Below are 17,840 nucleotides of genomic sequence, written 5' to 3'. Positions count from 1 at the left end.
CGACTGAAGTCACGGGTGGAGTCACATGAGTTGTGTCCTGGTCGCGTTGCGGGACGCGATCCGTCGCCGCGGGATCTGCATCGAGGGCGGGCTGCGCCGGCGCTCCCCGGAAGACGACCTGCCCGGCGGCTTCGGGGCCACCCGCATCGTGCGCTACGGGGCGATCCGACAGCCGATGGACCCGCAGGCGTTCATCACGGACCTGGAGCGGCGCATGTCCGATGGTCCGGCCCGGTTGTCGGCCGCGCTCGCGGACGGCTCGGCGGGCGGGGTGAAGGTCACCGGCCGCAAGGGCGAGCCGTGGATCACCGTGCCCGAGCCGGAGAAGCCGGATGAGCCGACCGGCCTGCAGGCATCAAGGACGAGGTCGTACGCCGCTGGGGCGTCCTCGGCCTCCTGGACGTGTTCGAGAACGCCGGCTTCGGCACCGGCTTCACCGACGCGTTCGCCTCGGTCGCCGCGTACGAGCGCATCGACCGCGACGTCCTCCGGCGCCGTCCGCTGCTCGCGTTGTTCGCGCCGGGGACGAACACGGGCATCCGCGCGACCGTGGCGACCGGCGGGACGGAGGCCGCGCTGCGGCACGTGCGCCGGCGCTTCATCACCGTCGACGACCTGCGAGCCGCCGTGACCGGGCTGGTGAACGCCGCCTTCGAGGCCCGCGACACCGCATGGTGGGGGCAGGGCACCGCGTGCGCATCGGACTCGAGGAATCGACCGTCAACCCGTGCGGCGCCTTCCGCCTCGACATGAGCGAGCGGCCGGCCCCCGGGCTGTCGGCCGCCGTGCCCCGTTCCCGTCCGGCCGGGGACCGGACAAGACCGTGGCCTCCCGCGATCGAGCACGCGAGAGGCCACGGTTTCCCCCTGTCCGGGGTCGGACGCGGTTCACTTTCCGCTGTCCTCGGCAAGGGTGTGCGCGACGAGCGCGTAGGCGTGACCGTGCCCGAAGCCGTGCTCGGTCTTGAGCCAGGAGACCAGCTCCATGTGCTTGGTCAGCGGGGAGGAGCGGATCAGGTCCTTCCACTCGGCGACCGGGCGGCCGTACTTCTCCTCGATCGCGGGGAAGTAGCTGGCGGGGTCCTTCATTGTCCTGGCCATGATGCTGAATCCCGTCCGTTCGTGTTCGGTGATCTTGGATGGTGGGGGGGGAGTGACTACCGCTGTGCCGGAGGCGTCATGGTCACCAGGCGGGCGATGACCACGGTGAGCCAGAGAAGGCCGAGCCCGGCTCCGGCGGTGAACGCCAGGACGGCGCTGGCCGAGGCGGCGAACCCCGCGAGGACTCCCACCGGCACGATGCGGCAGGCCACGGCCCACCCGCGTCGGTCCTGGGCGGCGAAGTGGCGGGCCAGTACGAAGAACGCGGCGCACAGCGCCAGGTAGCCCACCATGCCGCTGAACATGTGGACGGCGCCGTGCGCGCTCAGGGAGGCGACGTGGTCCTCGGGGGTGCCGGCGGGGAACCCGGCAGCCGCGTCGGCGGTGAAGGCGCCGGCGAACAGGAACGAGACGCCGAACACGCCGATCAGTCGCGGTGCCCAGGTGCCGCCGGGTGTGTCGCGCAGTGCCTGGCGCATCCCGGCCGCGCCGGCGATGACCAGGGCGCCCGTGAGCATGAAGGCGGTGATCTGGATCCATCCGAGGTCACCGAGGCTCAGCTGGCTGAGGGCGTTACGGGTGAAGTCGAAGCCGTCCCGGGTGAGGCCCTGTAACAGGCCCGCACCCAGGAACAGCGGGCCCGCCGCGGTGGCGACGGCCAGCAGGGTCCGCGTGGCCGGGCGGGCCGGGTCGGACACGGTGGTGGGGGGACTGATCGTCTGGGTCATGTGATGTCTCCTCGACGGAGAAAGCCAATTCTGGAACTGGACGGTGTGGTACTGCCTGGAACTGGACGGTACAGTACCCAAGTGGGAACTGGACTGTCCAGTACTAGATTCGGGAGGTGGCATGGAAGCAAGCGAACTCGGCCGGTCGGCACTCAAGCGTCAGGCGATCATGGAGGCCGCGACCAGCGCGTTCATGAGCAAGGGCTACTCCGGCACCAGCATGGACGACATCGCGAAGCTGGCCGCGGTGTCCAAACAGACCGTCTACAAGCACTTCTCCGACAAGGAGAAGCTGTTCGCCGAGATCGTCCTGGCCACCACCGACCGGATCGACGGCATGATCGACCTGGTGGCCCACATCCCGGCCGACGCCGGCACCCTGGAAGAGAACCTGACCCATCTCGCCCGTCAGTTCCTGACCGCGCTCACACAGCCCCAGGTCCTCCAGCTGCGACGCCTGGTCATCGCGAACGCGGACGCCTTCCCCGAACTGGGCGCCAGCTGGTACGAGCAGGGCTTCGAACGGGTCCTGGCCACCCTGGCGGCCACCTTCCAGCGCCTCGCCGACCACGGACTGCTCCGATGCGAGGAACCGCTCCTGGCCGCCAACCACTTCTCCGGCCTGCTGCTGTGGACCCCCGTGAACAAGGCCATGTTCCACGGCAGCCCCCAGCACACCGAGGCCGAACTCGACCACTACGCCACCGCCGGCGTCCGTACCTTCCTCGCCGCCTACCGTCGGCCACCGCGGACGCGCCGTACCCGAAGCGCCCTCGAGGGAGCCGTATGACCTGGTCCGAGCACACCGTCGTGCGCGACGGCGTACGCATCCCCTGCCGCGACCGGGGCGGAGGGGGACAGCCGTCGTCCCGCCGCACGGGCTCGCCGAGCTGCGGCGCGAACTGATCGTGGCGAACACCGACGACGGACCCGCTTCCGCACGCGGCCACGTCGGCGGCCGCGGGCCGAAGCTCGCCGTGGACCGGGCCGCGCTCGCCCGACGGCTCCACGACGAACGGGAGAAGACCGTCCGGCGGAGCGCCGACGTGCCCGGCGTGCCCCGCTCCACGGTGGACGGGCGTCTCGACAGGACCCGGACAGTGCCTCGTCGGCCCAGGAAGACCGCTGCCACGAAGCCCTGGGACCTACCGGCGGGTTACTGCTCCCAGGTGTCTCAGCCAGGACCTCTGGCCCGTACAGGCCGGTGGTGACGTGGACGCCCTCCTCGTCCTTCAGGGCGTCACCCCGGTGCGGGGGGCGGCCGAACTGCGCACGATGGAAGATGCGTACGTGGTCGCGCCTTGGAAGGCTGGGCCGGACGCCCACCCCCACAGAAACTCAGGGAGACTCAGTGGCGCAGTCCGCGACCACCGACACGTTTGCGGCCGCCCTCACCGAGGGCCCGTACTCACAGGGCTTCGGCGAACCCACGCTCACACGCGTCTTCGCCGCCCCGCGGGAACTGGTCTTCAGGGCATTCATCGAGCCCGAGCAGTTCGTCAGATTCTGGGCCCCCGCCGGCTCTGCGGTCCCCCTGTCCAGCGTGACCATCGAGCCCTGGGCCGGAGGGCGGCTGGAGTACACCACGGTGACGGACACGGGAGTCGGACATCCCACGAGGTGCACCTTCCTCGCCGTGGAGGAGCCGGAGACGCTCACCTACGCGGATCATGTCTCGGGAGTCGACGTGAGCATGGTCCTCAGTGATCTCGGTGACGGAAGAACCCGGGCCTCGCTGTTCCACCGGGTGAGCCGGACCGTCCCGCGGCTGTAGGACAGCTCTCACTGGAAGGTGACGCTCCGTCAAACACCGCACGCGAGGAGATGCGTCCTGGCGGCCGCCGCACCGAAGCTGGGGCGGCCGAACGAACAGGAGGTAGCCGCTATGACGGCACTCGGAACCGGGCACACTCCCGGGACCCGCGACAAGAAACGCATCGCCAACCTCGACGGGGTCCGCGGGCTCTGCGCGTTGGTGGTTGTCATCGTCCACGTCGCATTCAGCACCGGAGTGGTCCTCGGCTCCGAATCCGGACCGCCTCAGAAGGGGATCTGGTCCGTACTGGCGGTGGGTCTGGAGGTGGGCCTGGGACCCTTCTTCATCCTCTCCGGCATGCTGCTCTACAAACCTTTCGCCCGCATGACCCTCGTCGGCACCCCGCGGCCGACCCTGGGGAAGTTCTTCCTGCGGCGCGGACTGCGCCTCCTGCCGGGCTACTGGTTGTTGACGGCCTTCTGTCTGCTCCTCCTCAACTTCAGCAGCATCGACTCGGTCTGGTACGTGCTGCGTCCGATCGTGCTCCTGCAGAACTACGACTACATGTGGTACGCGGGCATGGATCCGACGTGGACCATCCCGACCGAGGCCCAGATGTACCTCGTTCTGCCGCTGCTCGCGCTGCTGATGCACCGGCTGGCCGGCCGGGTCAGCGATCCGGCGCGGAAGGTACGCCGGATGATGATCCCGCTCGGCGTCATGGTGGTGGCCGGCTGGGCCTTCGCCGGGTACATGCACATGGAGCACCTGGGGCCCTGGCCGCCCGAGTACTGGTGGCCGTTCAGCCGTTTCGGCCTGTTCGCCATCGGCATGGGGATGGCGATCCTGTCGGTGCGCGCCGAGAGCGGGCCGAACGCGGTGCCCGCGATCTACCGTGCGGCCGCCAAGCGGCCCAACCTGTTCTGGGTCGGCGCTCTGGCCTCCTACCTCGTGGTCTGCGCGGCGCCTCTGGGTGAGCCGGGCACGTGGGACTACGGAACCCCGCAGTTCGCCATGGTCCAGCACGTCGCCTTCGTCGCCTTCGCGTTCCTGCTCATGGTCCCGCTGGTCGCGCCGAAGGCCAGCTCCCCGCTGATGGACACCGTGCTGAGCAACCGCCCGACACGGTTCCTCGGACGCATCTCCTACGGCGTCTACCTCTGGCACTTCGTGGTGATGTACCTGTGGTGGCAGGACGGCAGCGTCTTCGGCGCTCCCCCGCAGTTCGCCAACGCCCTGATCGACAGGGCCGGGTTCTGGGAGTTGCTGGCCGTGGTCGTGGCCGGCTCGATCGCCATCGCGACCTTGAGCTTCTACTTCTTCGAGCGTCCCCTGATGCGTCTGGGCGAGCGCTGGATCCGCCGTAGGGAGCAGGCCGTCGCGCCCGCGGACCGTACGGACGGGACACCGCTGCCCGCGAAGCAGTCGGCGTCGGTCTGACCCGGCCGGGTCAGCCCCTGGTCCGGAACACCGGTTCGTCTCGATCCGTGTTCCGGACCAGGGGCTTTTCGCCTGTCCGACGAGGCCGCCGCAACGCTTCCGGATCTCCTGCGGAGCGCGGCCCACGCCCGGCTCCCGCCCGCCCGCCGGCGGCGGGCAGCACGTTCCCGTCGCCGATGACACGGCGGCGGGCACCTGCCTGTTTCATCGGGGTGGGTGGGCACAAGAAGTGGCCCCCGGCCCGTCCGCGGTAATTCCACGAACGGACCGGGGGCCACCCGGGTCCCGGTCACTGACCGGCGGCGAGCACCTTGCGCAGCTGCTCGGCGAACGGGGCGCTGTGCGTCAGGAATCCCTGGTGGTCTCCGGGGAAGTCCACGACCTCCGCTCCGACGCTGTCGGCGAGGGCGAGACCCGCCTGCTGGACGGGCTGTCCCTTGGACGCCTCGCCCGCCGCGCAGACGATACGGGTCGAGGCCGACTTCAGCGCCTCGGCGTCCGGAGTGAAGCGGCTGAACGGCAGCATGACGTTGCCGACGAAGAACTCGGCGTTCGCCGCCATCCGGCCCATCATCTCCATCATCTCCGGGCTCGGCGTACCCATCTCCGGCGGAGCCGGCGGCGGGGCGTCCTCCCCCTCCACGCCGGCGATGAACTTCTGCATCGCCGGGCCGACACCGGCGGCCTGGTAGGTGTCGTAGACGTCCTGGAAGTGCTCGCGCCAGCGGTCGCTGTCCGGCAGCAGCTCCATCACCGGCGGTTCGTGCACCACCAGGGACTTCACCTGCTCGGGGTGGCGGGCGACGAGGTCGAGACCGACCAGGGCGCCGCCGCTGCTGCCGAAGACGTAGGCAGGCTCGTCCGTCACCGCCGCCAGCAGCCGGTGGGCGTCGTCACTGTGCGCCTCGATCTGCTGCTCCTGCGGCGTCCCGTCAAGGCTGCTGCGCGAGTTGCCCCGCGGGTCGTAGGACACGACGGTGTAGTTCTCGGAGAGCGGGCCGGCCAGCCCCGCGTAGATCGCGGCGTCGGTCGGCCCGCCGCAGATGAGCAGCAGCACGGGGCCCTGTCCGGTGACCTCGTAATGCAGCTTCGCACCCGGGACCTCCAGGTCCTTCACGTTCGTCGATTGCATCAACTCGTCCTCTCGGTCTCGGCTGTCTCAGTTGTCTGGAGCCGTTCTGGAAGCGTCAGGCCGGGGGCTCTGCGCGCGATATCGCTGATGGAGCGGCGTTTCCCTGCGGGGGACGCCCTTGACGGGTGCCCGACCCTGGAGACACACTAAACCATCTGGTTAATCAAGCACTAGGTTGAATACGGATGTCAAGCGACGAACTCAGCACCATCTTCTCAGCGTTGGCCGATCCGACCCGGCGAGCCATCCTCGCGCGCCTGGCCGTCGGGGAGGCGACTGTGAATGAGCTGGCCGAGCCCTTCTCCATCAGCCTTCAGGCGGTCTCCAGGCACCTGAAAGTGCTCGAGCGAGCCGGTTTGATCTCCCGGGGCCGCGACGCCCAGTGGAGGCCCTGTCGGCTCGAGGTGTCACCGCTGGGCGACGCGGCGGAGTGGATCGAGCGTCAGACGCAGGTCTGGCAGTCGAGGTTCGACCGTCTTGACCAGCACCTGCAGGAAATCCAACGACAGCAGAGAGAGGCACAGACATGAGCGTTCCGAGCACGGCCGACTCCGACCTCGGCGAGGTCACCCTCACCCGTGTGTTCGACGCGCCCCGGGAGCAGGTCTTCAGGGCGTTCGTCGAGCCCGGCCAGCTCTCCCGCTTCTGGAGCCCCGCCGGCACGTCCCTGCCCGTCGAGAAGATCACGATCGATGCCCGCCCCGGCGGGGCCTTCGAGACGGTCATGGTGGCCGACGAGGACGGCACCGAGTACCCGATGAGTGCCACCTACCTCGAGGTGGTCGAGCCGGAGAAGCTCAGTTTCACAGTGGACGCGGTGGGCCTGACCTCGACGCTGACCTTCGCCGACGTCGACGGCAAGACGGAGCTGACCGTCCACCAGACCAACGTTCCCGCGATGCTCCGCGCCCCCGAGGCGGTGGCCGGCCTGCACAGCAGCTTCGACCAGCTGGTCGAACACCTGGCGCAGGCCGCCTGAGGGCGAGACGCCCGCGGCACTCGGCCGCGCCGGACGACGTCGGAGGGCGGCACCACGTCCGGCTACGTTCCGCGACCGTATCCGCCGCGGGCGACGAGCAGATCCCGGTGGTTCGACGACCAAGCCCGCATCCGTACCAGGACCTCGCGGGGGCCGGGCACGGGCGTCTCGCGTTCGTCCCGCCGAAGGGCGTCCGCCCTCGACGAGCCGGCCAGGTGGTGGTACCTCACACCGCCTCCCGGTGACCGGGAAGAGCCTCCGGCGAGTGCGGCCGTACCAGCGGGGCGGCGTCGCCGAGCACGGACCTCAGGTGGGCGGGGTCGAAGTTGACCGCGCTGCACCAGCGGCCGTCGGTGAACTTGAACCAGACGGAGCTGACGATCTCGCCCACCGGGTTCTCCCCCTCGACGACCTCGTCGCCGAGGGCCCAGCCCTCGGCGGTGTGGGCGGTGACGCCGTCGGGCAGCAGCAGGTCGACGACCGGGCTGTCCAGCGAGGGCCCGCTGCGGACGTTGGCGTCGCGCCAGATCGGGCCGGGGGTGCTGGGGGCCGGGCGGTAGGTGGTGGTGGGCATGGGCGTGCCTTTCGGTGGGACGGACGGGTGGGCGGGGGCGGGCCGGCGGCAGGCCGCGGTCGGAACCGTGCCGGTGCCGCCGGACCCCGGCGAGCGAAGGCGGGCCGGTGTCAGGCCGCGGTCGGGACGCTCCTCGTGCCGTCGGACGCCGCCGCGCGGACGCCGGCCAGCCACAGCACCTGGCGGACCATCTCCTCCAGGCGTGCCTCGTCCGGTGCCTGCTGCCGGTCCACCGCCGCCGGTGCGGGTGCCCGGGTGACGGCCACGCCCAGCGGGGCGGGCCAGCCGCGCAGCGCGTGGGCGACGGTGCGCAGGGTGGTGAGGGTGGTGGCGGCGCCCTGGGGGCCCGCGCCGACGGCGACCGTACCGATGGCCCGCCCGTCGAGGAGGGGCTGCGGCCCGTCGATGTCGTTGACCGCGTCGAGGGCGTTCTTCAGCAGTCCGGAGATGCTGGCGTGGTAGGTCGGGGAGACGAGCACCACGCCGTCGGCGCGGCGCAGTTCGTCGAGGAACCCGGCGACGCCCGCGTGGCAGGCCGCCAGTCCGGGCCGGTAGGCGGGGAAGTCCAGTTCCGCGCCGGTGAAGACCCGGGCGGTGGCGCCCTCGGCCGTGACGCGCTGGGCGCACCACTGCGCCACCCGGTCCGAGGTCGACCCGGCCCGCAGGGAGCCGCTGAGCAGGACGATGTGGGGGGTGTGCACGATGTCGTCACCCTTCCGTGGGGCGGAGACGTGCGCCGGGTCGGCGGCCACGGGTGCGGGCCGCCACGCGGCGATGTCGAGCGCGTCCTGGTCCTTGCGGCCGGCCGCCCGCATACGGGCGTTGCGCCGCTGTTCGCCGTCCCGGTCGGCGCCCTGGTCGAGGGCGCCCTGGCGGCGTGAGGACAGGACGACGGCGGCGGTGCGGTCCATGCGTTCCCGGGCGTAGGCGGCGAGCGCGGTGGGGATGTGGGCGCAGGCGCTGAGGCGGTCGGCGAGCACGGCGGCGTCCTCGAGCGCCATGTTGGCGCCCTGTCCGAGGGCCGGGACCATGGGGTGGGCGGCGTCGCCGAGCAGCGCGACCCGGTGGTCGGTCCAGCGGGCGGCGGGTTCGCGGTCGTGGATGTCGGTGACGACGACGTCGCCGGGGTCGGCGGCGCGCACCAGGTCGACCACGGGCGGGTACCAGCCCTCCAGCGCGGCGAGCAGGGCACGCCGGGCCTCCTCGGGCCCCTTGGCCGGCCACTCCCCCTCGGGGGCGGTGATCTTGGCGGTCCAGTAGAGGGTGTCGTCGCCGACGGGGGCGACGAACAGCTGGATGCCGCGGCCGTTGACGACGTGGCCGCGCTGTCCCAGCACGGAGCCGCGGGTGCGTCCGCGCACCGAGGTGTAGCCCCGGTAGACGGGGGGTCCGTCGCCGAGCATGCGGCGCCGCACCGCGGAGTGGATGCCGTCGGAGCCGATCAGGGCCTGGCAGGTGGCGGCGGTGCCGTCGGAGAACCGGACGGTGACGTGGTCGTCGTGGCCGGTGTAGTCCTCGACGGTGGTGGCCATCCGCAGGGCGGCGCCCGCGGTGACGGCCTCGTCGAGCAGGGCCCGGTGCAGCGCCGACCGCAGGACGGGCATCGGCCCGCCGGCGGCGCCGACGGGCTCCTCGGCGAGCACCGTCCCCCGGGCGTCCATCAGGACGCGCACCTCGTCGGGGGCGGTGGCGTGCCCGGTGGCCCGGACGCGGGCGCCGACGCCCGCGCCGAGCGCGTCGGCGGCGCGCAGGCCGTTGGGCTGGATCATGAGTCCCGAGCCGCCCTCCCGGAGGGTGGCGGCCCGTTCGATCACCGTGACGTCGAAGCCGCGCGCGGCGAGGCCGGCGGCGGCGGCGAGGCCTCCGACGCCGCCCCCGGCGATGAATACGGTCTGGCGTTGCGTCATGGCGTCGGGGCCTCCGTTCCGGCCGTGCCGGCCGAGGGGGTGGGGGCGGGCGCCGCGCCCAGCAGACGGCCGTCGTGGGCGCCGTAGGAGCCCGTGGACGCGTCCCACACGGTGCGGCCCGCGCGCAGGGTCCGTTCGATGCGGCCGGTGAAGGTCCATCCCTCGTACGCCGACCAGCCGCACTTGCTCTCCACGTCGCCCGCGGACAGCATCCAGGGCACGTCGGGGGCGAGGAACACCAGGTCGGCGTCGGCGCCCGCCTCCAGCCGGCCCTTGCCGGGCAGCCGGAACAGCTCGGCCGGCCGGGCGGACAGGTGACGGGCCAGCCGTACGGCGGCCGTGTCGGGGTGTTCCTCGGGCCAGCGTCTGCGCATGCCCGTCCAGACGGCGACCGCCAGTTCCTGGACGCCGGGCAGTCCGGGCGGCGACTGGGCGACGCCGCGGGTCTTCTCCTCGACGGTGTGCGGGGCGTGGTCGCTGCCCAGGGTCGCCACCTGGCCGTCGCGCAGCGCCCGCCACAGCCGGTCCTGGTCGTCCGTGCCGCGGATGGACGGGGAGAGGCGGGTGCGGGCGCCCAGGCGGCGGGTGTCCTTGTCGGTGAACGACAGGTGGTGGCCGGTGACCTCGAAGGTGACGGGGAGCCCCGCCGCCCGCGCCGCGCACACCAGGTCGGCCTCCTCGGCGCTGGACAGGTGCAGGATGTGGGCGCGGGTGCCGTGACGGCGTACCAGCTCCAGGACCTTGGCGACGGCGACGATGCCGCCGGTGCGCGGGCGGCGCGCCTCGTACTCCAGGTAGCTGCCGGGCTCGCCCCACCAGGAGTCCAGCAGGGCGAACAGTCCGTCGTCCTCGGCGTGCAGAACCAGTTGGACACCGCCCTGGGCGGCCGCGGCGAACGCCTTCTCCAACTGGTCCGGGTCGCGCACCACGGTGGGTGCCGTGTGGTGCCCGGCCATGAAGATCTTCACACTGGTGGCGACCCGCGCGTCCAGGTCGGCCAGCAGTTCGGGGCGGTCGGGGTCGAGCCCCAGGTGGAACCGGTAGTCGACCAGGGAGTGCCCGCCTATGAGGGCCGCCTTGGCGGACGCCGTCCCGGGGGTGAGTGTGGGCGGCACCGTGTTCGGCATGTCCATCACGGTCGTGACCCCGCCGCGCACGGCGGCCCTGCTGCCGTGTTCCCAGTCCTCCTTGTGGGTCAGGCCCGGGGTGCGGAAGTGGACGTGGGAGTCGATGAGTCCGGGCAGCACGTACTGCTCGCCCGCGTCGAGGCGGGCGGCGGCGGGCCCGGGGTCGGTGTCCGTGACGGCGGTGATGAGTCCGCCGGTGACGCAGACGTGGCCGGGGCGCACGCCCTGCGGGGTGACCAGCCGGCGTCCGCTGACGACGAGTTCGGGGGTGGGGGTCAGCCGGTCCACGACACCGCCACCAGTTCCCGGCACAGGTCGTTGGTCGGGCCCATGAGGGAGACGCCGCGCGCGTCCGCGAGCAGCCGGCCGATCCGTGCGCCGTCCCGGTATCCGGCCGAGCCGAGCATGCGGGCGACGTCGAGACAGATCTCCTCGGCGGCCTCGGTCGCGTGCAGCTTGCTGTGCAGGGTGGTCAGGCCCGGGTCGGCGGAGGTGCGCGCGCCCGCCCGTTCCACCACCGCGCGGGCCGCCTCAAGGCGGGTGGCCAGGCCCACCAGCCGGTGCCGTACGGCGGGCAGGTCCATCAGTCCCCGGTCGTGGGCGTGTGCGACGGCCAGCTCGAGGGCGGCCTGCGCGGTGCCGACGGAGACCGCGCCGAGGCTGGCCCCGCTCTCGCGGACCGAGGCGATGACGGTGGCGGCCTGTCCTTCCGGGCCGAGCCGGTCGTCGTCCGCGACGACGGCCCCGTCGAGGGAGACCAGCCCGGTGGCGGAGCCCCGCATGCCGGCCAGGTCCAGGCCGAGTTCGGGGACCAGCCCGGGGTTGTCGGCGCCGACGAGGAAGAAGGTCTGCCCCGGCGCTCCGTAGCCGGCCGCCGGTGCGGCGTCGGGCCGGGCGGTGCGGACCAGGACCAGGTAGAGGTCGGCGACGCCCGCGCCGGTGGTGAAGGCCTTGGAGCCGTTCAGCACCCAGGTGCCGTCCGTACGGCGTTCGGCGGTGGTGGACAGGTTCTGCTTGGCGGCGCCCGCGCCGCTCTCGCTCCACGCGGAGGCGGCCAGCCAGGTTCCGTCGGCCAGTCGCGGCAGCCAGCGGGCCTGCTGCCGCGCGGTGCCCCAGTCGGCGATGCGGGCGCTGACGGCGAAGTGCTGGAACGCGATGATCGCCAGGGAGGGGCTGACGGCGGCGATCTGTTCGACCAGCGCGTTCACCGCGGCGGCGTCCCGGCCCGCGCCGCCGTGTCCGGTGGGGACGGCGGTGGCGAGCAGGCCGCTGGTGCGCAGTGCCGTCAGCGCCTCGCGGTCCACCTCGCCGGCCGCTTCGGCCCGTTCGGCGCCCTCGCGCAGCAGTGCGCGCAACGCGGGCGTGAGCCGTGGGCTCATCGGGCTCCCGACAACGCCAGGCATTGGGCGACCTCCTCGAATTGAAGGTGACTCAGGGGTGCCAGGGCGAACGAGCCCTGGAAGGTGACGTGCTTGCCGGCGACGGAGGACCACAGCAGGGCTCCGTCGTCGTCGGTGCCGGGCAGGGAGACGACCGCGGTGACGGCCGTCCGGCCGCCCGGGGTGGTGATGGCCAGGGGTCCGTCGCCGGCGTCCGCCTCACGGGTGATCCGCCAGGGCACGGTGCCGGGGACGCGCGCGGCCGTGCCCAGGCACACGGCTCCGGTGAGGGCGAGGGCGGGGTGCCAGCCGGGCACGGTCAGGGCGCGTGCCGCGATGCCGCCGTCGGCGCCGGGCAGCACGGCCGCGATCTTGGGGAAGGCGCCGCCGGGCGGCCAGCCGAGCAGTCCGGCCGCGGCGGCGCGCAGCGACTCCAGACGCCGGAGCAGGTCGCCGCCGGCGGCGAAGAGGGCGGCCTCGTCGGGCACCTGGAGCGAGCGCGCGTCGACGAAGACGTAGGTGTTGGCGCTCGCCACCATCGACACCTCCACGCGCCGCCCGTCGGCCTCCAGCACCGTCCGGGTGCTCCCGGTGGGCAGCAGTTCGGTGAAGGGCACCGGGCGCGGCTGGACGAAGGTGACGGTGAAACCGACCTCGTCGCGTTCGGTCCGGTCGACCTCGCACACCACGCTGTCGCCGTTGTTGCGCACCCGTACCCGCACCCGGGCGCCGGGCACGAGCCGCGGCAGCATCCCGGAGCGGGCGGCGGCGACCACCGACGCGAGCGCCGAGTGGCCGCAGGAGCCGCGCAGGTCGAACCGGTCGGGTGCGCCGGGCAGGGCCTGCACGAACCGGTAGTCGAGGTCGAACATCGGGTGCGCGGACGGTTCCACCAGGGCGATCTTCAGTACGTGGGCGCCGCCCGCGGAGGTCAGGTAGCGGCGGGCCTCGGTCAGATGGCCCAGCAGCGCCGTCTCCTCGCGCGGCAGCCGGGCGGCGTCCAGCACGAACGTCGGGCAGGGGGCGCCGGCGGCGTGGGCGAGGTGGCCGATCATGCCGCCACCGCCATGGCGGCGGGTGGTGCGAGGTCGCCGGCGGCACCCTGGAACCGCTCCCGCCACACCTCGTGCACGAGCAGCGCCCACAGCGTCGACGACGTGGTGTCGTCCGGGCGGTGGGCCTGCGTGTCGAACAGGGCGTCGACGGCCGTGCCGTCGAGCCGTCCGTCGGCGGCCAGCCGGGCGGGCGTGAGCAGGTCCCGCGCGTGCTCCCACAGGGCCGTGCCGGGGGTGAGCATCGCGGTCACCGGCAGGGTGAAGGGCTGCTTGGGCCGGTCGAGCACACTGGCGGGCAGCAGCCCCCGGGCGGCCGCGTACAGGGTGCGCTTGACCTGGTCGCCGTCGATGCGCAGCGCGTCGGGCAGCGCCCGGCCCAGGGCCACCACGGACCGCTGGCAGAACGGCAGCCGCACCTCGATGGAGCCGGCCATGCTCAGGTGGTCGACGCGGCGCAGGTGGTAGGCGGGCAGGCGGTGGCCGAGTTCGAAGCGGGTGATGCGTTCCAGGACGCTGCCGGGCCCGTGCAGCAGGTCCTGGCGGGCCGCCTCGGGCAGCGGGGGGACGTCCCGCAGGTGGTCGCGGTAGGCGTCGGTGTAGAGCCCGGCGCGTGTCGCGGCCGGGGCGGCGGAGAGCGCGTCGAGGTAGGCGGTGCTCCAGTCGCCGCCGGCCGCGGCCGCCTTGGCCGCGGTGCGCATCCGCGCGTAGCCGCCGAACACCTCGTCGGCCGCGTCCCCGGTCAGCGCGACGGTGAACCCGGCCTGCCGTACGGCCCGGAACAGGGCGTACGTGCTCAGGGTGATCGGGTCGGCGTTGGGCTGGCCGAGGTGGCGGACGGTCTCCTCCAGCAGGGCGGGGAAGCCGGCCGGGTCGATCTCGACCTGGTGGTGCTCCGTGCCGGCGTGCTCGGCGACGGCGCGGGCGAAGTGCCGCTCGTCGAACGGCCAGTCGCCCCGGTAGGCGATGTTGAAGGAGTGCACGGGGCCGTGCTCGGCGGCCAGGGCGGTGACCAGGCTGGAGTCCAGGCCCCCGGAGGTGATCAGGGCGACGGGCACGTCGGCGACGAGCAGCCGGCCGACCTCCTCCCGCAGCCGTTCGCGCACCCGCTCGGGGGCCCGGCCGGGCTCGGGCAGTTCGGCGGCTGCCGCCACGCGCCGCCTGCGGCGGGGCGTGCCGCCCAGGTCGCACACGAGCGTGGTGCCCGGCGCCAGCACCTCGATGTCCTCGAACATGGTCTGCTCGCCGAAGGGCGTACGGGTGGCCAGGTAGGCGTCCAGCGCGGTGTCCCGCATCCGGGCGCCGACCGGGCCGAAGCCCAGCAGTGCGGGGATCTCGGAGGCGAAGTGCAGGGAGCGGGCGGCCTCGTCCCACCGGAGGTAGAGCGGCTTCATGCCGATCTCGTCGGTGGCCAGCAGCAGCCGGGGCACCTCGCCGCGCCGGTCGACCAGCGCGACGGCGTACATGCCGTCGAGGTGTTCGGTGAAGTCCTCGCCGTACTCCAGGTACAGGGCGGGAACGACGTTGCCGTCGCAGCGGTCGGCGAAGGTGTGGCCGCGGGCGCGCAGCCGGCGGCGCAGCTCGTCGTGGTTGTAGATCTCCCCGTTGAACACGGCCTGGACGGGGCCCCCGAGCCCGTACGGCTGCTGTCCGCCGTGCGGGTCGACGACGGCGAGCCGGTCGTAGCCCAGGCCCCAGCCGGGGGCCCGGGTCATGCCGGTCGCGTCCGGGCCGCCGTGCCGCTGGAGGGCGGCGACGGTGCACATCTCGTGCGGTGTGGCCACCGCGTTGAAGTAGCCGTGGATCCGGCACATGTCTGCCTGTCTTTCCGTGCGGGGACGACGGGTCAGCGGGGCGTCGTCGACAGATAGCGCTCCCCGCTGTCGGGGAAGACGGTGACGACCGTGGCGCCCGCCCAGCGGGGGTGCGCGGCCACGGTCCGGGAGGCCCACGCGGCGGCCCCGGAGGACACCCCGACGGGCAGTCCGGTGGCGCGCACCACGTCGCGTACGGTGGCGGCCGCCGCCTCGTCGGGCACGGCGAGGACCTCGTCGACGAGGGTGAGGTCGGTGATCTCGGAGACGTAGCCGGCGCCGATGCCGGGGATGCCGTGCGGGCCCGGCTCGCCGCCCGACAGCACCGCGGAGCGGGCCGGCTCCACGGCGACGACGTGCACGTCGGTGCGTTCCTTGAGGTAGCGGGCGGTTCCGGTGAGGGTGCCGCCGGTGCCCACCCCGCACACCAGGACGTCGACGCGGCCGCCGGTGGCCTCCCAGATCTCCGGTCCTGTGGTGTCGTAGTGGGCGCGGACGTTGGCCGGGTTGGTGTCCTGGTGCGGCACCCACGAGCCGGGCAGGGAGCGCTGGAGCTCCTCGGCGTGCGCCCAGGCGGCCATGAGCCCGTCCCCGTGCGGGACCAGGACCACCTCGGCGCCCAGTTCGCGCAGGATCAGGCGGCGCTCCTCGGTGGCGTTGTCGGGCATGACGATGACGCAGCGGTGGCCGCGCCGGGCGCACAGGGCGGCCAGCGAGATGCCGGTGCTGCCCGAGGAGCACTCGATGACGGTGCCGCCGGTGGCGGGCAGCCGCCCGGACTCCTCGGCGGCGCGCATCATGGCGAGCGCGGCCCGGTCCTTGACGCTGGAGAGCGGGTTGAGCATCTCCAGTTTGGCGAGCAGGGTCACGCCGTCGGTGAGGCCCGGCAGGTCGACCCGCAGCAGCGGGGTGCCGCCGACCAGGTCCTCCAGCGACCGGGCGATGGAGGCGGCCCGGCCGGGCCGCAGGTCCGTGTCTGTCGTCACTGTTCCCCCAAGTCGTTCGGTGCGGCGGCCGGTTCAGGCGGCGAGGTGCCCTCCGGCGGCCGTCAGGTGACGGGCCGCGGCCTGCTGCAGGTGGGTGATGTCGCTGGAGACGGTGGCGAAGGTGAACCCCTCGGCGAGCCGTTTGGCGGCGCTCTCGCCGTCCAGGACGTGGATGCCGCAGGCGATGCCGGCCCGGTCGGCGGCGTCGGTGACGCGGACCAGCGCGGCCTCGAGCGCGTCGGCGGTCGCGGGATCGCCGAACCAGCGGGCGCCCAGGGCCGCGGAGAGGTCCGCGGGGCCGACGTAGACGGCGTCGAGTCCCTCGGTGGCGCAGATGGCGTCCAGGTTCTCCAGCGCGGCGGCGGTCTCGATCATGACGATGCAGGCGACCTGGTCGTCGATCTCGGCGGGCACGTCGCCCAGGCGCAGCCCCGCGCGCACCGGCCCGGCCAGGCTGCGGGTCCCCGCCGGGTGGTGGCGGCAGGCGCGTACGACGGTGAGCGCCTGCTCGGGCGTCTCGACCATGGGCACGACCACGCCGCGGGCACCGGTGTCGAGGGCGACACCGATGGCCACCGGGTCCGGCGAGGGGACCCGGATGATCCCGGCGGAACGGCCCCGGGCGTCGACGGCGAGCATCGCGGCCTGCCAGCCCGGCTGGTGCATGACGCCGTGCTGGCCGTCGACGCCGAGGTAGTCGTAGCCCAGGCCGGCGATGCGCTCGGTGGCGGCCGGGTCGTTCAGGGCGATCCAGTAGCCGACGAGCCGTTCGCGGTCCCGCAGGCGCTGGGCGAAGGACCCCGGCTCCCGGTCGCGGGGGCCGCTCATGCGCCCTCCTCGATGGCGTAGCTCCGCTTCCCGTCCAGGCCCACCGGCACGTCGCCGTTGATGGAGACCCGGTGCAGCACGCGCCGGTGGCGGTCGTAGTCGTTGACGGCGTAGTGCTGGGTGGCGCGGTTGTCGAAGATGAGGACGTCACCGGGGCGCCAGGTCCAGCGCGCGGTGTTCTCCGGGCGCCGTACGTAGGACTGCAGCACGTCGAGGAGGGGGCGCGACTCGCGCGGCGTCAGGCCGACCAGCCACTGGGCGAAGCCGCCGAGGAAGAGGACCGGCTCGCCGGACTCGGGGTGGACCCGGACCACGGGGTGGGCGGTCTCGAACCGGCGGGCCAGGAAGGCCTTGCGGACCTCCTCGCCGCGCTCGGTGCCCAGGCGCGGCTGTTCGGCGTGGTTGGTGTGCACGGCCCACAGCCGGTCGGCGATCTCCCGCAGCTCGGCGGGCAGGTCCTTGTACCCCGCGACCGCGTTGGCCACGAGGGTGTCGCCCCCGTACGGCGGGAGGACCACGCTGCGCAGCGTGGTGCCCAGGGAGGGGGCGGTGGTGAAGCTGATGTCGGTGTGCCAGTGGTCGGCGCGCTGGTCCTCGCCGTCGACCGGGATCACCTGCGCGGCGGCGTCGACGGTCCGCATCATGGGGTGCTTCTGCGTCAGCGGCCCGAACCGGCCGGCGAAGGCCAGCTGCTGCGCGTCGGTGATCTCCTGGTCGCGGAAGAAGAGCACCTTGTGCTCCAGGAACGCCTCGTGGACCTGGCCGAAGACCGAATCCGGCAATTCCGTGGAGAGGTCGACGCCCGTCACCTCCGCGCCGATACGGCCGCCGATTCTGCGTATGTCAAAAGGGGACACCGGTTTTCCTTCCGAACTCGTTCAGAAGTCCGCGTCTCCCGGGATGGGTCTCACGGTCTGCCGCCCGGAGAGGAGAAAGGGGGCGCGGACCGGCCACGGGAGCGGTTGCCGGCAGCACAGGGCAGGGGCGGCCGGACTGGACGGCACCGAGCCAACCACGGAGCGCTCGCTTCCGGCCATG

General features: G+C 73.0%; 18 protein-coding genes. 6 read left to right on the top strand and 12 right to left on the bottom strand.

The genetic code is table 11. The features are described from left to right. Positions 1-402: 402 nt before the first annotated feature. The gene (locus tag ACFV5H_RS34670) at positions 403-753 is read left to right on the top strand and encodes a Tn3 family transposase (RefSeq protein WP_385046548.1); all 351 of its coding nucleotides are present in this window, start codon (positions 403-405) and stop codon (positions 751-753) included. Between the two features lie 134 nt (positions 754-887). Here ACFV5H_RS34670 and ACFV5H_RS34665 read toward each other — a convergent pair whose 3' ends face one another. Together ACFV5H_RS34665 and ACFV5H_RS34660 are read right to left on the bottom strand one after the other, a co-directional pair. Next, on the bottom strand, positions 888-1,100 hold the full coding sequence (locus tag ACFV5H_RS34665) for a DUF4287 domain-containing protein (RefSeq protein WP_385046545.1): 213 nt from the start codon (positions 1,098-1,100) through the stop codon (positions 888-890). Positions 1,101-1,156: 56 nt separating this feature from the next. Beyond that, positions 1,157-1,828: a DUF998 domain-containing protein gene (locus tag ACFV5H_RS34660; protein WP_385046542.1), complete on the bottom strand. Its 672-nt coding sequence runs from the start codon at positions 1,826-1,828 to the stop codon at positions 1,157-1,159. 121 nt (positions 1,829-1,949) lie between these two features. Here ACFV5H_RS34660 and ACFV5H_RS34655 point away from each other — a divergent pair, with 121 nt between their 5' ends. The 3 genes from ACFV5H_RS34655 (at position 1,950) to ACFV5H_RS34645 (ending at position 5,024) form a co-directional block, all read left to right on the top strand. After that, the gene (locus ACFV5H_RS34655; RefSeq protein WP_385046539.1) at positions 1,950-2,618 is read left to right on the top strand and encodes a TetR/AcrR family transcriptional regulator; all 669 of its coding nucleotides are present in this window, start codon (positions 1,950-1,952) and stop codon (positions 2,616-2,618) included. Between the two features lie 561 nt (positions 2,619-3,179). Beyond that, positions 3,180-3,602, top strand: coding sequence for an SRPBCC domain-containing protein (locus ACFV5H_RS34650; protein WP_385046536.1), 423 nt, complete (start codon positions 3,180-3,182; stop codon positions 3,600-3,602). A 111-nt stretch (positions 3,603-3,713) separates the two neighbouring features. After that, positions 3,714-5,024: an acyltransferase family protein gene (locus tag ACFV5H_RS34645; protein ID WP_385046533.1), complete on the top strand. Its 1,311-nt coding sequence runs from the start codon at positions 3,714-3,716 to the stop codon at positions 5,022-5,024. Between the two features lie 289 nt (positions 5,025-5,313). On the opposite strand, the gene ACFV5H_RS34640 is transcribed toward ACFV5H_RS34645, so the two are convergent. Further along, positions 5,314-6,156, bottom strand: a complete 843-nt coding sequence (locus ACFV5H_RS34640; protein ID WP_385046530.1) for an alpha/beta fold hydrolase — start codon at positions 6,154-6,156, stop codon at positions 5,314-5,316. 185 nt (positions 6,157-6,341) lie between these two features. Between ACFV5H_RS34640 and ACFV5H_RS34635 the strand changes: the two genes are divergently transcribed. Continuing rightward, positions 6,342-6,686, top strand: coding sequence for an ArsR/SmtB family transcription factor (locus ACFV5H_RS34635; protein ID WP_385046528.1), 345 nt, complete (start codon positions 6,342-6,344; stop codon positions 6,684-6,686). After that, entirely contained in the window at positions 6,683-7,135 is a 453-nt protein-coding gene (locus ACFV5H_RS34630) for an SRPBCC domain-containing protein (protein WP_385046525.1), read from the top strand. Before ACFV5H_RS34635 ends, ACFV5H_RS34630 begins: the two co-directional genes overlap by 4 nt. Before the next feature lie 226 nt (positions 7,136-7,361). On the opposite strand, the gene ACFV5H_RS34625 is transcribed toward ACFV5H_RS34630, so the two are convergent. The 9 genes from ACFV5H_RS34625 to ACFV5H_RS34585 form a co-directional block, all read right to left on the bottom strand. After that, on the bottom strand, positions 7,362-7,709 hold the full coding sequence (locus ACFV5H_RS34625; RefSeq protein ID WP_385046523.1) for a hypothetical protein: 348 nt from the start codon (positions 7,707-7,709) through the stop codon (positions 7,362-7,364). 110 nt (positions 7,710-7,819) lie between these two features. After that, a complete protein-coding gene (locus ACFV5H_RS34620; protein ID WP_385198716.1) occupies positions 7,820-9,616 on the bottom strand; it encodes an NAD(P)H-dependent oxidoreductase in 1,797 nt (598 codons plus the stop codon). Further along, the gene (locus tag ACFV5H_RS34615) at positions 9,613-11,055 is read right to left on the bottom strand and encodes a dihydroorotase family protein (RefSeq protein ID WP_385198714.1); all 1,443 of its coding nucleotides are present in this window, start codon (positions 11,053-11,055) and stop codon (positions 9,613-9,615) included. Before ACFV5H_RS34615 ends, ACFV5H_RS34620 begins: the two co-directional genes overlap by 4 nt. Then, entirely contained in the window at positions 11,019-12,122 is a 1,104-nt protein-coding gene (locus ACFV5H_RS34610; protein ID WP_385198712.1) for an acyl-CoA dehydrogenase family protein, read from the bottom strand. Before ACFV5H_RS34610 ends, ACFV5H_RS34615 begins: the two co-directional genes overlap by 37 nt. Continuing rightward, positions 12,119-13,177, bottom strand: a complete 1,059-nt coding sequence (locus tag ACFV5H_RS34605; RefSeq protein ID WP_385046510.1) for a PrpF domain-containing protein — start codon at positions 13,175-13,177, stop codon at positions 12,119-12,121. Before ACFV5H_RS34605 ends, ACFV5H_RS34610 begins: the two co-directional genes overlap by 4 nt. Further along, complete coding sequence (gene asnB / locus ACFV5H_RS34600; protein WP_385198711.1) at positions 13,174-14,988, bottom strand: asparagine synthase (glutamine-hydrolyzing); 1,815 nt, start codon at positions 14,986-14,988, stop codon at positions 13,174-13,176. The genes ACFV5H_RS34605 and asnB overlap by 4 nt, the downstream gene beginning before the upstream one ends. A gap of 32 nt (positions 14,989-15,020) precedes the next feature. After that, positions 15,021-15,974, bottom strand: coding sequence for a PLP-dependent cysteine synthase family protein (locus ACFV5H_RS34595; RefSeq protein WP_385046504.1), 954 nt, complete (start codon positions 15,972-15,974; stop codon positions 15,021-15,023). A gap of 33 nt (positions 15,975-16,007) precedes the next feature. Continuing rightward, positions 16,008-16,802, bottom strand: coding sequence for an HpcH/HpaI aldolase/citrate lyase family protein (locus tag ACFV5H_RS34590; protein WP_383351462.1), 795 nt, complete (start codon positions 16,800-16,802; stop codon positions 16,008-16,010). After that, complete coding sequence (locus ACFV5H_RS34585; protein ID WP_385198709.1) at positions 16,799-17,659, bottom strand: TauD/TfdA dioxygenase family protein; 861 nt, start codon at positions 17,657-17,659, stop codon at positions 16,799-16,801. The genes ACFV5H_RS34590 and ACFV5H_RS34585 overlap by 4 nt, the downstream gene beginning before the upstream one ends. Positions 17,660-17,840 lie beyond the last annotated feature (181 nt).

Source organism: Streptomyces sp. NPDC059787 (assembly GCF_042732315.1).
In the GTDB taxonomy this organism is placed as follows: Bacteria; Actinomycetota; Actinomycetes; order Streptomycetales; family Streptomycetaceae; genus Streptomyces; species Streptomyces atrovirens.
This window is presented reverse-complemented; position numbering and strand designations above follow the sequence as displayed.